At 67.7% G+C, this 12,739-nt stretch carries 15 protein-coding genes; all 15 read right to left on the reverse strand.

Annotated elements, in window-relative coordinates; translation table 11 throughout:
- Nucleotides 1-12 precede the first annotated feature (12 nt).
- On the reverse strand, nucleotides 13-819 hold the full coding sequence (locus N0B71_RS12425) for an ABC transporter substrate-binding protein (protein WP_259759170.1): 807 nt from the start codon (nucleotides 817-819) through the stop codon (nucleotides 13-15).
- 531 nt (nucleotides 820-1,350) lie between these two features.
- The gene (locus N0B71_RS12430) at nucleotides 1,351-2,130 is read right to left on the reverse strand and encodes an AraC family transcriptional regulator (RefSeq protein WP_259759171.1); all 780 of its coding nucleotides are present in this window, start codon (nucleotides 2,128-2,130) and stop codon (nucleotides 1,351-1,353) included.
- A gap of 166 nt (nucleotides 2,131-2,296) precedes the next feature.
- Nucleotides 2,297-3,544: an NAD(P)/FAD-dependent oxidoreductase gene (locus N0B71_RS12435; RefSeq protein WP_259759172.1), complete on the reverse strand. Its 1,248-nt coding sequence runs from the start codon at nucleotides 3,542-3,544 to the stop codon at nucleotides 2,297-2,299.
- The gene (locus N0B71_RS12440; RefSeq protein ID WP_259759173.1) at nucleotides 3,541-3,777 is read right to left on the reverse strand and encodes a (2Fe-2S)-binding protein; all 237 of its coding nucleotides are present in this window, start codon (nucleotides 3,775-3,777) and stop codon (nucleotides 3,541-3,543) included. Before N0B71_RS12440 ends, N0B71_RS12435 begins: the two co-directional genes overlap by 4 nt.
- Nucleotides 3,770-4,882, reverse strand: coding sequence for an NAD(P)/FAD-dependent oxidoreductase (locus tag N0B71_RS12445; protein WP_259759174.1), 1,113 nt, complete (start codon nucleotides 4,880-4,882; stop codon nucleotides 3,770-3,772). Before N0B71_RS12445 ends, N0B71_RS12440 begins: the two co-directional genes overlap by 8 nt.
- Complete coding sequence (locus N0B71_RS12450; protein ID WP_259759175.1) at nucleotides 4,879-5,823, reverse strand: 4-hydroxyproline epimerase; 945 nt, start codon at nucleotides 5,821-5,823, stop codon at nucleotides 4,879-4,881. The genes N0B71_RS12445 and N0B71_RS12450 overlap by 4 nt, the downstream gene beginning before the upstream one ends.
- A gap of 112 nt (nucleotides 5,824-5,935) precedes the next feature.
- Entirely contained in the window at nucleotides 5,936-6,610 is a 675-nt protein-coding gene (locus tag N0B71_RS12455; protein WP_259759176.1) for a GntR family transcriptional regulator, read from the reverse strand.
- A gap of 131 nt (nucleotides 6,611-6,741) precedes the next feature.
- Nucleotides 6,742-7,629, reverse strand: coding sequence for a (2E,6E)-farnesyl diphosphate synthase (ispA, locus tag N0B71_RS12460; protein WP_259759177.1), 888 nt, complete (start codon nucleotides 7,627-7,629; stop codon nucleotides 6,742-6,744).
- Nucleotides 7,626-7,871, reverse strand: coding sequence for an exodeoxyribonuclease VII small subunit (locus tag N0B71_RS12465; RefSeq protein WP_259759178.1), 246 nt, complete (start codon nucleotides 7,869-7,871; stop codon nucleotides 7,626-7,628). Before N0B71_RS12465 ends, ispA begins: the two co-directional genes overlap by 4 nt.
- A gap of 127 nt (nucleotides 7,872-7,998) precedes the next feature.
- Nucleotides 7,999-8,628, reverse strand: a complete 630-nt coding sequence (locus N0B71_RS12470) for an START domain-containing protein (protein WP_259759179.1) — start codon at nucleotides 8,626-8,628, stop codon at nucleotides 7,999-8,001.
- A gap of 323 nt (nucleotides 8,629-8,951) precedes the next feature.
- The gene (ppa, locus tag N0B71_RS12475) at nucleotides 8,952-9,482 is read right to left on the reverse strand and encodes an inorganic diphosphatase (protein WP_017521720.1); all 531 of its coding nucleotides are present in this window, start codon (nucleotides 9,480-9,482) and stop codon (nucleotides 8,952-8,954) included.
- Nucleotides 9,483-9,562: 80 nt separating this feature from the next.
- Nucleotides 9,563-10,381, reverse strand: coding sequence for a zinc-dependent peptidase (locus N0B71_RS12480; protein WP_259759180.1), 819 nt, complete (start codon nucleotides 10,379-10,381; stop codon nucleotides 9,563-9,565).
- A gap of 7 nt (nucleotides 10,382-10,388) precedes the next feature.
- On the reverse strand, nucleotides 10,389-11,048 hold the full coding sequence (locus N0B71_RS12485) for a DedA family protein (RefSeq protein ID WP_259759181.1): 660 nt from the start codon (nucleotides 11,046-11,048) through the stop codon (nucleotides 10,389-10,391).
- Between the two features lie 196 nt (nucleotides 11,049-11,244).
- A complete protein-coding gene (locus tag N0B71_RS12490) occupies nucleotides 11,245-12,129 on the reverse strand; it encodes a substrate-binding periplasmic protein (protein WP_259759182.1) in 885 nt (294 codons plus the stop codon).
- A gap of 88 nt (nucleotides 12,130-12,217) precedes the next feature.
- On the reverse strand, nucleotides 12,218-12,682 hold the full coding sequence (locus N0B71_RS12495) for a GNAT family N-acetyltransferase (protein ID WP_017521716.1): 465 nt from the start codon (nucleotides 12,680-12,682) through the stop codon (nucleotides 12,218-12,220).
- Between the last annotated feature and the right edge of the window lie 57 nt (nucleotides 12,683-12,739).

Raw genomic sequence — 12,739 nt, forward strand, 5'->3', positions numbered from 1 at the left:
TCGCCCCCGCCGTCAGTAGTACACGTGGGGAACGGTGAGATCGACCGGGGTGCCGCCGACCCACTTCTCGTACAGCTCGGCGTAGCGACCGGTACGGACCTGCTGGTTGACGAAGAGGTTGAGGTAGTGGATCAGGCCGTATTCGTTGCGCGCGGCGGCCAGCGAGACGTAGTCGATCACGTAGGGCGCGTTGCCCACGACCTTCAGGCCCTTGTACTTGCCGGACTTGAGGGTGGAGGCGGCGACGGTGTTGGTCACCACGGTGGCGTCGATGTGGCCCTGGGCGACGGCGAGGATGGTGTCGTTCTGGCTCTGGTAGGCGCGGAAGCTGCCCTTGCCAGCCCACTTCTTCACGTCCTTCTCCAGGGCGATGGCCTCATAGGTGCCGCTGGTGTTGCCCACCGGGCGGTCCTTGAGGTCGTCGTATTTCGTGATGCCGGTGTCCTCGCGGGTCAGCACCACCATCTGGAAGGCGAAGTAAGGGATGGTCATGGCGACCGTCTTGGCGCGCTCCAGGGTGTCGGAGGTGGACGCGACGATCACGTCGGCGCGGCCGGAAACCAGCGCGGGGATACGATCCGGGAACGGCGTCTCGACGACATCGGCGGTCACGCCCAGCACTTTCGCCAGGTCGTTGCAGTAGTCCACGTCGAAGCCCACCGGGTTGTTCTGCGCATCACGCGAACCCATGGGCGGGAAGTCCAGCGTCACGGCGCAGCGCAGTTTGCCGGATTCGATGATGTCGTCGAGCTTGTCGGCCTGGGCCTGGCTGGCGAGGAACACAGCGGTGAGGGCTAGAGCAATTCGGGTGAATTTCATGGGGGCCTCTCTGAGTCAGTGTTGTGCAGCAGTTTTTGTATTATGGATTTCGTATACGATATTTCTTAGAGCAAGGCATGTGCCAGAACCCCTCGGTGCGTGACCTATGGGTCGCAGGAGCCCGGTGTTGCGGGGATTGGTTATCCGAAGCCTTCCGGAACAGTCGTAGGCGGGCTCCGGATGCTGTTACCGAATGAAGCACCAGCGTGTTTCGCTGCCCCTTATGGGAGCACTTGGCGGGTGTTTGCTGATTGGGGTTGAAGAGCGTTCGCGAGCAAGCTCGCTCCTACAGGGAGCCGGCTTTCGTAGGGCCGAGGGAGCGCCTAGCCCTGGCTGTCCGCCGTTCCTGTAGGAGCGGGCCATGCCCGCGATCGCGCGCATGGCGCGCTCCTACAAGTGGCATCGGGCTGGGGCTGGACCGTTATGCGCCGTAGGAGCAGATTCATCCGCAGTGCTCTTTGGCGGCCCATACCGATCGCGGACGCAGTCCGCTCCTACGCCGGGTTCGCCATGCGCCCTACGGACGGCTCGTCAGTCGGAGGCCGCTTGCGATTCGCGGTACTGCGTCGGCGACAAACCCGTGAGCGCGCGGAACTGCCGGCTGAAGGCGCTGTGGTCGGTATAGCCGCAGCGCAGGGCGATCTCGGTGATCGGCAGGTCTTCGGCCAGCAGCCGGGTGGCCGCGCCGAGGCGCGCCTTGTGGATCATCTGCCGCGGGGTGAGCTGGAAGATGCGCTTGCAGTGGCGCTCCAGCTGGGCGACCGACAGCCCGGCCAGCTCGGTCAGTTCGCCGAGGTTGATCGGCTTGTCGTAGTGCTCGCGGATGTAGGCGTCCACCGCCGCCAGGCGCTGGTACGCCGGGTGCGTGGACTGCGCCGCCTGCAGGTCGCTGGAAATGCCCGCCATGCCGATCACCGCGCCGTTCGCATCGCGCAGCGCCAGCTTGTGGGTCAGGCACCAGCCGGGCAGGCGCCCGGGGTAGAGGTGCAGCTCCAACTGGTCGCTCAGCTGGCCGCCGGTTTCCAGCACGCGGCGATCCTGCTCGGTGTAGATCGGCCCGAAGCGCGAGGGGAAGACCTCCTCGGCGGTGCGCCCGAGCAGCTCGCTGGCATCCTTCACGCCGCAGCGCCGCGCCAGGGTCTGGTTGACCAGCACGTAGCGCGCCGCGGTGTCCTTGACGAAGAACACTACGCCGGGCATGGCGTCGAGCAGCGGGGCGATCTGCCGGAACGTCTGCAGCAGGCTGTCCAGGTCGCGGGCGCCCTGGGGGATCAGGTCGTGCATCGGGAAGGAGGTCGGCTGTCGGAACATGGAGAATACGGGGCGAAGGGCCTTCGTGGTAGGGCGAATGACGCCTCGGGTGTTATCCGTCATCGTCAATACGCGCCGGCAAATACGGCGGATAAAGCGTGCCGCTTTGGGGGATGTGTGAGGCAGACGTAGGGCGCCTAACGCCTCAAGCGTTATCCGCCATCCGTCAGTCGTCGGCCAGCTGCAACAGGGTTTCCACCCGTGCCGGGCTGAACGGTGGGCGCGGTGCCGGCGGTTGCCAGCCGAACAGCTGCTTCGCCGCCGCGCCGCACACGCGCCCCTGGCAGGCGCCCATGCCGCAGCGGCTGGCGAGCTTGGCGGCGGTCCAGTCCGGTTTTCCGGCGAGCGCGGAATAGGGCACGTCTTCGCAGCGGCAGACGAGGGTGTCCGGCTGGGCCAGTTGGTTCAGGCGCGGGTCGAGGGCGAAGTCGCGCCGCAAGGCGTCGGCGAAACCCTGCCAACGCTGGCGCTGCGGCCACAGCGCGCGGGCGCGGTGATGCTCGCCCACCGCCGCGTGACCGGCGATGCGGCCTTCCACCTGGGCCTTTTCCGATCCGCCGAAACCCGTGCATTCGCCCGCCGCGTAGACACCCGCGCGGCCGGTCGCCTGCCAGGCATCGACACGGATCGCGCCGTCGTCCACCGTGCAGCCCAGCGCCTGGCCGAGCTGTACGTTGGGGACCAGGCCGAAGCCGCAGGCCAGCCGGTCGCAGGCGATTTCCGTGAGCCTGCCGCCCTGGCTGATGCGTACGCCTTCCAGGTGCTCGCTGCCCAGGGCGGCGACCACATGGCTATCGGCGCGGTAGGCCGGGTCGTACAGGCCGAAGGACTGCAGCAGCTTGTTCGGCCAGCGCGGCAGTTTCAGGGCAAAACGCGCGAGGGCCGGCCAGGAGGTCTGTTCGGCGATGCGCAGGATTTTTGCGCCATTGGCGCGGGCGGTGGCGGCGCTGGCGAGCAGCAGCGGGCCGCTGCCGGCGATCACCACGCGTTGCCCATCGACCGGCATGCCGCCTTTGATCAGCGCCTGCAATCCGCCCGCGCCGGTGACGCCGGGCAGCGTCCAGCCGGGGAAGGGCAGCAGCAATTCGCGGGCGCCGGTGCAGAGGATCAGCGTGCGGTAATCCAGCCGCCAGCCGCGCTCGACATCTTCCAGCAACAGGCCGCGCTCGCCGGCCAAGGCGACCACCCGCGTGCCGCTGTGAGTCTGGATGTTGGTGCAGGCGGCCACTCGCTCGCGCAGCTCGAGAGCAGCACGTGGCAGGTGCGCGTTGGGGCCGTCGCGCCAGATCTGCCCGCCCGGCAGCGGATTGTCGTCGAGGATGACGATGCTGGCGCCGCTCGGCGCGGCGGCGAGGGCGGCGGACAGTCCGGCCGGGCCGGCGCCGATGATGACGATATCGGCCGCGACATTCATGGGCGGGTCTCCACCTGCATGCCGTCGCGGCACAGGGTCTGGCAGGCCAGGCGGCGCTGGCCATCGATGGTCACCCGGCACTCCTGGCAGATGCCCATGCCGCACAGCGGCGCGCGGCGTTGGCCGCTGACCGAGGTGCGCGTGGTGCCGTCGCCGCCCAGGGCGAGCGCGGCGGCGACCGTGGTGCCGGCGGCGACGCGCAGCGGGCGGCCGTCGAGGATCAGCTCAGGCATGGGCATGGGCTCCAAGGAAGCGGTGCGGGGAATAGGCTTCGGCCGGCAGCGGCATCGGCTCATCGCACAGCTGCGCGGCGAGCAGGTCGGCGGTGCCGGGGGCGGTGGTCACGCCCAGCCCTTCGTGGCCGACCGCGAGCCATAGGCCGGGGCGCTGCGGATGTTCGCCCACCAGCGGCAGGCCGTCGGGGCTGGCGGCGCGAAAGCCCGCCCAGCTGCGGATCACGTTGAGGTTGGCCAGGCCCGGCATGTAATCCACGGCGCGGCGCAGCATCTTCGCCAGCATCCAGCCTTCCACCTGCGGGTCGGTGGTGCCGAACTGCCGCGAGGCGCCGATGAACAGTTGGCCGGTGGGACGCGGCTGGATGTTGCAGGCCACCGATGGGCCGCTGGCGTTGTGCGCGCTGGTCACGTAGCCCAGCTCGACCAGGGTGCGGTGCACCTTGCCGGGGTAGCGGTCGGTGATCAGCAGGTGGCCCTTCTTCGGCTCGATGGGCAGGCCGGGGCACAGCTCGCCGGCCTGGATGCCGTTGGCCAGCACCACGGCGCTGGCGCTCAGCCATTGGCCGTTGTCGAGGCGCACGCGGGGCTCGTCGATTTCCACGACTTTCGCCTGACGCTGGCGGATCGGCTTGGGCGCCGATTCCAGCAGCCAGGCGGCGGCCCGCGGCGCGTAGAGGATACCGTCGCCGGTGATTTCCAGCCCGCCGTGCAGGTCCTTGCGCAGCTCGGGTTCTTCACGCAGCAGCTCGGCGCTGTTCAGCAGCTTCGCGGCGACGCCGTGCTCGCGCAATACGGCGAACTTGCGCTCGGCCTCGGCCATCTCCTCGTCGTTGGCGGCCAGCCACAGCGTACCGTTGCTGCGGTAGGCGCACTCGGCGGGCATGGCGTTGCCCCACTCGCGCCAGCGCTGCAGCGAATAGTCACTCAGCGCCAGCTCGGCAGCGTTGTCGTCGAGCACCAGCAGGTGGCCCATGCCGACCGCGGTGGCGCCGGGCAGGCGCGCGTCCAGCACCAGCACGTCCAGGCCGCGGCGGGCGAGGGCGTGGGCGCAGGCGGCGCCGACGATGCCGGCGCCGATGACGATGATGTCGGCATCGCTCACGGGCGGATGCCCCAGGCGAAGGGATCGTCCTCTTCCAGCAGCAGGGTGGCCTCGGCGCTGATATTGGCGCGTCCGCGGATGGTCGGGACGATACGCCCCGCGGACGGCTCGCCGACCCACTCGAAGCGGCCTTCGAACTGGCTGCCGATCACGCTGGCCTGGCGCCAGACCTCGCCGGCGGCGAGCTTGCCGTCGGCGGCCAGGCAGGCCAGCTTGGCGCTGGTGCCGGTGCCGCAGGGCGAGCGGTCGTAGGCCTTGCCGGGGCACAGCACGTAGTTGCGGCTGTCCGCCTCGGGATCGTCGGCGAACAGTTCGATGTGGTCGATCAGCCCGCCGTCTTCGCCACGGATGCCCTGGTCTTCCAGCGCCTTCTGCACGGCGACGGTGTAGGCAGTCAGCGCGTCGAGGTTGTCGCCGGCCACGCGCAGGCCGTGATCGGAGATGAGGAAGAACCAGTTGCCGCCCCAGGCGATGTCGCCGTGCACCAACCCATGGCCGGGCACGTGCACCGGCACCTGCTTGCGGTAGCGGTAGGAGGGAACGTTGCGCACGCTCACCGAGCGGTCGTCGTGCAGGGTGGCTTCGACGGTGCCCACCGGCGTTTCGATCCTGTGCGTGCCGGGGCCGATGCGCCCCAGGTGTGCCAGCGAGACCACCAGGCCGATGGTGCCGTGGCCGCACATGCCCAGGTAGCCGGTGTTGTTGAAGAAGATCACCCCGGCACAGGCGCTCGGGTCCACCGGCTCGCAGAGCAGCGCGCCGACCAGCACGTCGCTGCCGCGCGGCTCCAGCACGGTCGCCGCCCGCCAGTCGTCGTGCTGCTCCGCCAGCCGCGCGCGGCGCTCGGCCATGCTGCCCTTGCCCAGATCGGGAAAGCCGTCGAGCACCAGGCGCGTGGGTTCGCCGCCGGTGTGAGAATCGAGAACCTGGATGCGTTTCATGCTGCCCCCTGGGGTGTCTTGTTGTAGACCCTAGGGTGGCGCGGGAGAGGGATTGCAGCTTGAGGGTTTTCCGCCGGGCCGATGATGAAATCGGCACAGCGGGGCACGTCGCTTAACTGGGCGTGAGGCGATTCGGCAGGTGCTCGTAGAGCGTGCGGCAGACGCCGTTGATGTGCTCTTCCAGCAGGCGCGCGGCGCGCTCGGCATCACCGGCGCGGCAGGCGTCGAGGATGTCGTGGTGCTCGTGGTCGGCGCGCTCCTTGCCGTCGGACATGCTCATCTGCAGGCGCAGGTAACGCTCCACCTTGTCGTGGATCGAGCGGATCAGCCCGACCAGGTACGGCCGCTGCGCCGGCTCGTAGAGGCAGGCGTGCAATTGCCAGTTCAGCTCGGCCCAGCGGCCAATGTCATCCTCGCCGACGAACTCGGCACAGATGCGTTCGGCCCGGGCGAAGGTTTCCGCGTTCATGTTGGGGATCGCCAAACGCAGCGCCTGGACCTCCAGCACCACGCGCACCTCGAACATCTGCGCCAGTTCCGGCTCGGAAATCTTCGTGACCAGTGCGCCCTTGTTGCGCTGGAACTCCACCAGCCCCTCGGCCTCCAGGCGCTTGAGCGCCTCGCGCACGGGGATCTTGCTGACGTTGAAGATCTGCGCGATGTCGTCCTGGCGGATCGGCTCGTTTTCCGCCATCTGCCCGGAAATGATCGCTTCGCGCAGGTGCTTGGCGATGGTCTCGGAGGCGGAAGGGACGATACCCAGGTTGGGGGCGTTGCGTAGCGGCACGATGCAGTCCGGTCAGGGAAGGGTTGTCGAATATGGTATACGAAATCCCTACGATGCAGTGAAGCACCGCCAAGGCGTCATCGCAAAAGGAGCAACCACAGGCGTTGCACACGCAATGCGCGTGCCGGGAATCAGTGGCGGCGTTCGACGATGTAACGGGCCAGGGCGCGCAGCGGTTCGGCGCTGTCGCCAAACGGTTCCAGCGCCGCCAGCGCCTGGTCGCGCAGGGCCAGGGCGTAGGCCTTTGCGGCGTCGAGGCCGAGCAGGGCGGGGTAGGTCGGCTTGTCGTGGGCCTGGTCCTTGCCCTGGGTCTTGCCGAGGGTGGCGGTATCGCTTTCCACGTCGAGGATGTCGTCCTGCACCTGGAACGCCAGGCCGATGGCCTGGGCATAGCGGCGCAGGGCCTCCAGGGACGCAGCGTCGGCGCGGCCGCTGGCCAGGGCGCCGAGCTGCACGCTGGCTTCGATCAGCGCGCCGGTCTTGTGCCGGTGCATGGTTTCCAGCGCCGCCTGGTCGATCTTGCGGCCCACCGATTCGAGGTCGATGGCCTGGCCGCCGACCATGCCGGCCGAGCCGGAGGCGCGGGTCAGGGCGAGCAGCATGTCCAGGCGGGTCTGGGCATCCTGCGGATTGAGCTGGGCGTTACCGATCACCTCGAAGGCCAGCGCCTGCAGGCCGTCGCCAGCGAGGATGGCGCAGGCTTCGTCGAACGCGATGTGGGTGGTCGGCTGGCCGCGGCGCAGGGCGTCGTCGTCCATCGCCGGCAGGTCGTCGTGGACCAGGGAGTAGGCGTGGATCAGCTCCACCGCGCAGGCCGCGCCGTCGGCGCGCTCGGCCTCGCCGCCGAGGGCTTCGCAGGCTGCATAGGCCAGCAGCGGGCGCACGCGCTTGCCGCCGTTGACCACGCTGTAGCGCATGGCGGCGTAGATGCGGGTGAGTTCTTCACGGGGGGCGACGAAGAGTTTTTCCAGCGCAGCATCGACACGCGCCTGGCAGCGCGCCTGGTAGGCCGAGATCATGCCTCTTCGCCTTCCGGATCGAAGGGCGCTTCGCTCAGTTCACCGTCGCGCTCCAGCAGGATCTGCACCTTCTGCTCCGCCTGGGTCAGCGCCGCCTGGCAGTCGCGGGTCAGGCGGATGCCCTGCTCGAAGGCCCCCAGCGAGTCCTCCAGCGACAGCTCGCCGCTTTCCAGGCGCTCCACCAGCGTTTGCAGCTCGGCGAGGGACTGTTCGAAGTCGAGGGAAGCTTTCTTGCGGGCCATGCGGACATCTCGGCGGGGGTATTCGGAAACCCCGCGACACTAGCAGAGACGGGGGGTGTGGGCAAATCTTCGGTCACGCGGCGCGTGTCCATGCAAGCACTGCGAGCAGGATTGTTGAGCGAATTCTTCAATAGCCGCTGACCTGCCCGCCCTGATGCTCTGCCACGATCTTGAGCATCCGCAGCGACTCGAACGGCGCATCCACCACGAACTGGTTCGCCAGCCACGACGGCACGCTGCCGCCGGGTTCGCCGCGCATTTCGTAGGTAACTTCGGTGAGCGTCGGGCCCTTGGGGATCATCTGCCAGGTGCCGGTGAGCATAGGGACGCGGATGCGGTCCCTGGTTGGGGGGATGTAGTCCGGCGCGGCCTGGAGGTGGCGGATCATGCCGCCGTCCGGGGTTTGCTCGGTGCTCACCTTCAGTACCAGGTCGCGCGGGGCGGCGGGCCAGGGGAGTTTGGTGTCGAGGTAGACCCAGATGGCCTCGTCGCTGTAGTTGAGCAGGCGCATCTGGGCGCAGGCATAGAGCCAGGCGCAGGAGACGCGCAGGTTTTCCTGCAGGTGGCCGAGGGTGGCGACGTCGGCCTTCACCAGGGTGACGCCACGGAAGCTCTTGTAGCGCGAACCGGGCACCTGGCTGAGGTAGACCTGCACGCCGTCCTTGTCCTTGGCTAGCGTCCAGCCATTCGCTTGCCCAGGGGTGAGCATCGGGGCTGCGAGCAGCAGGGCGAGCAGGGCGAGCGAGGGGCGTGTCATGGCAGCGAACCGGCGGGGAATCAGTTCGATCTTATGCCTGACGCATGAGCGCGGCGCATTGGCCGGCGAGCGGTCTGGGCGGGTATTCCGCGGCGCATGCACAGGCAAATCGCAGGCATTAAAAAAGCCGGCTTGTGGCCGGCTTTCAGGGGGTGGTCCAACCTTACTTCTGGTAGGGCGGACCGCCTTGATTCTGTGGCAACGCAGCGGGCTGCGTGCGGGGGCGCAGATGGTAGCAAAGTCGGGACGAAAAGCCTAATCCCGGTCATAAAAAAGCCCCGCGCAGGCGGGGCTTCTTCGTGGCGGGGGTCAGCCCGCGACCATCACTTGGCCTGGAAGGCGGCGACGGCCTTGGTGATGTAGTCGTGAGCCTGGGCGGCGTCGCCCCAGCCTTCGACCTTCACCCACTTGCCCTTCTCGAGATCCTTGTAGTTCTCGAAGAAGTGCTTGATCTGCTCCAGCAGCAGGGCCGGCAGGTCGGTGTATTCCTTCACGTCCTTGTACAGGACGGTCAGCTTGTCGTGCGGCACGGCGATCAGCTTGGCGTCGCCGCCGGCTTCGTCGCTCATGTTCAGCACGCCCACCGGACGGGCGCGGATCACGGAGCCCGGCGCGACCGGGTACGGGGTCACGACCAGCACGTCCAGGGGGTCACCGTCGTCAGCCAGGGTGTTGGGGATGAAGCCGTAGTTGGCCGGGTAGAACATCGGGGTGGCCATGAAACGGTCGACGAACAGGCAGTCGGTGTCCTTGTCGATTTCGTACTTGATCGGCGCGTGGTTGGCCGGGATCTCGATGGCGACGTAAATGTCGTTCGGCAGGTCTTTGCCAGCCGGGATGCTGCTGTAGCTCATGGACGACTCCAGATAGTGGTCGGGCCGAAAAAGTGCGGCGGATTATAGGCAGATTGCCGTGGCCAAGCCACAGACATCGCCTAGTGCGCCTGAGTTTCCTGATATTCGGGGTGCTCGGCCTGAAGCCGCTGCAGGCGCGAGAGCGGATCTTGCCGGTAGAACAGCGAAAGCTGTTCATAGACTTTGGGATAGGCCGCCTGAAGGAGGTCCGGAGCGGTAAAGAAGTACTCGCTGGTGACGGCGAAGAACTCTGCGGGATTCTCGGCGGCGTACGGGTCGATGGCGGTGTGGGCTTGCGGGTCGTGGTCGAGCTGGCGGTTGAGGTCGTCGTAGGCGGCCTGCATGGCGGCGGCCCAGTCGCTGACGCGCATGCTGCGGTGCAGCGGCGGCAGGCCGTTGGCGTCGCCGTTGAGCATGTCGAGCTTGTGCGCCAGTTCGTGGATCACCAGGTTGTAGGCATCCCAGCCGCCGCCGCTTTCCACGCCGGGCCAGGCGAGGATCACCGGGCCTTGCAGGGAAGTTTCGCCGGCGCGCTCGTCGTCGAATTCGTGCATGACGCCGGCCGGGTCGCGGTGCTTCTGCGGGCTGACGAAGTCGTCGGGGTAGAGGACCAGTTCATGGAAGCCGCCGTACCAGTTGAGGTCCGGCAGGTGCAGCAGCGGCAACTCGGCCTGGACGGCCAGGAGCAGGCGGCGGTAGTCGTCCAGCTCGATGCCGGGCAGCGGTGTGAGGCGCTTGTCGCGCAGGAACAGCAGCGCCCGTTCGCCCAGCCGTTGCAGTTCCTCGTCGCTCAGCCCGTCGAGAATCGGCAGGCTGCGGCGCACCTGCGCCCACAGTTGGGCGTCGAGCGGGTGGCGGGCGAGGAAGCGCCGGCGGCGCCAGGCGCTGAAGGACCACATGGGCGGATCAGCGCTCGCCGGGCTGGGCCTTGGCGGCGGGGCGCAGCTTGTGGCGGATGAAACCGATCACCATGGGCAGCAGGGAGAAGGCGATGATGCCGATGATCATGACCGACAGGTTCTGCTTGATGAACGGCACGTTGCCGAAGAAGAAGCCCAGGGTCACCAGGCCGCCGACCCAGGCGATGCTGCCGGCCACGCTGAAGAACAGGAAGCGCGCATAGGGCATGTAGGCCATGCCGGCGACGAAGGGCGCGAAGGTGCGGACGATGGGCAGGAAGCGCGCCAGGGTCACGGTCTTGCCGCCGTGGCGTTCGTAGAAGGCGTGGGTCTGGTCGAGGTAGTCGCGGCGGAAGACCTTGGAGTTCGGGTTGCTGAACAGGCGTTTGCCCAGGGTTCGGCCGATCACGTAGTTGGTGCTGTCGCCGCTGATGGCCGCGAGCAGCAGCAGGCCGCCGAGCATCCACGGGTCCATGCCGCCGGTGGCGCAGATGGCGCCGGCGATGAAGAGCAGGGAGTCGCCCGGCAGGAAGGGCGTCACCACCAGGCCGGTTTCGCAGAAGATCACCAGGAAGAGGATGGCGTAGATCCAGGTGCCATAGTTGGCCACCGCCAGCGACAGGTAGCTGTCGAGGTGGAGAATCAGGTCGATCGGGTTGAATTCCATGAGAAGCCTGTATGACAACGAGAGGAACGGCCGGGCCGGCCATTATAGGGCTCGGCGTGGCTGCCGGGGGCGCGCTCCGTCGTATCCTGCGACGGGAGTCCCGCGGCAGGATATTACAGCTTCTGCGTGAAAATCATGTCGCTGCGAACGCCGCAATGCCTTGTGACAAATGGCCGCCGCAGCGCGCCGCACGGCCTTACAGCAGGCTCGCCTGCCAGCTGAGCAGCTCGGGGGTGGTCCTGGGCGACAGCGCCGCGCCGTGCTGCTCGCCGGCCGCCGGAGGTTGCTCGGCCAGCGGGTGCGCGGCGACTTCGCGGCTGTTCAGCGCGGTTTCCAGGTGCGCCTCGGCGATCAGCTGCTGCAGGCGGCCGCTGCGGCGCAGGGTGCGCAGGCCGCGGTCGAGGCTGGCGGCGAGGGCTTCGCCTTCGGCGAGCTTCCTGGGCACCAGCACGTAGAGCGGCTTCACCTCCAGCGGCGGGTCGACGAACTCCAGTTGCTCGCGCAGCGCCGGGGCGTTCTGGCTGAGCAACTGGTAGCCGGTGTAGCGGTCCACGACGGCCAGGTCGATGCGCCCGCGCAGGAGTTTTTCCAGGTTCTGCCAGTCGCTGCTGACCACGTCCTTGTTGAGGAAGTCGGCGGCGTCGAAGCCTTCCTGGTTGACGTAGCCGCGCACCACGCCGATGCGATAGGGGCGCAGGGTATCGAGATCGCGGGGGTTGATCGGCAGCGCGCGGTCGCGGCGGCGGAAGAAGCCGAGCTGGGAGTCCAGCAGTGGCATGGAGGTGTAGAAGTCCTGGCTGCGGTCCGGCGACAGGTAGGCCGGCATCAGGGCGTCGAAGCGGCCTTCACGGGTTTCGTTGAGGGCCCGCTGCCAGGGCAGGAATACCAGTTCGGCCTTGTCGCCATTGAGCGCCAGGGCTTCGGTGAGGATACGGCTGGCCAGCCCGTTGCCCGGCAGGTCGCTACCGACGTAGGGCGCCCACTCCAGGGTGGCGACGCGCAGGGTTTGCGCCTGGGCGATGGCGCCCAGGAAGGCGAGGCTGAGGCAGGCGGTGCGCAGAACGAGCAGGGAAGTACGCATGGGGTCCCTTCAAGCGGAGGCCGCGACAAGTCCGCTGATGGCACTTTAATGCGCCGGGCCCGCCGATGCCAGCGGGCTGCGCGCGATCTCAGTTGAGGTCGTCGCTGATCGGCAGGATGTAGTTCTTGAACTCGCTGTCCTCGCGGAAGCCGATGGACTCGTAGACCTTCTGCGCCACTTCGTTGTTCACGCTGGTGGACACGCGCATGCGCACGGCCTGGGTTTCGCGGGCCATCTGCCGGGCGGTCTGCAGCAGGTGGTCGGCGACCAGTTGGCGGCGCGCCTCTTCGGCGACGTAGATGTCGTTGAGGATCCACACGCGCTTGAGCGACAGCGAGGAGAAGCTCGGGTAGAGCTGGCAGAAGCCCAGCAGCTTGCCGTCGTCGTCATCGGGCAGGGCGAGGTAGATCACCGATTCCTTGCGGCGCAGGCGCTTTTCGAGGAATTTTCGCGAGGATTCGGGGTAGGGGAGCATGCCGTAGAACTCGCGATATTTGACGAACAGCGGCGCGAGCAGATCGAGGTGGTCGAGCGTGGCTTGCACGATGCGCATAAGCGGGCCTCGGCGGGAGGTGAATGGGCTGGAATGGCGATGCAGGGGCTATGCCAG

The sequence above is a fragment of the Pseudomonas sp. GCEP-101 genome, assembly GCF_025133575.1.
Taxonomy (GTDB): domain Bacteria; phylum Pseudomonadota; class Gammaproteobacteria; order Pseudomonadales; family Pseudomonadaceae; genus Pseudomonas; species Pseudomonas nitroreducens_B.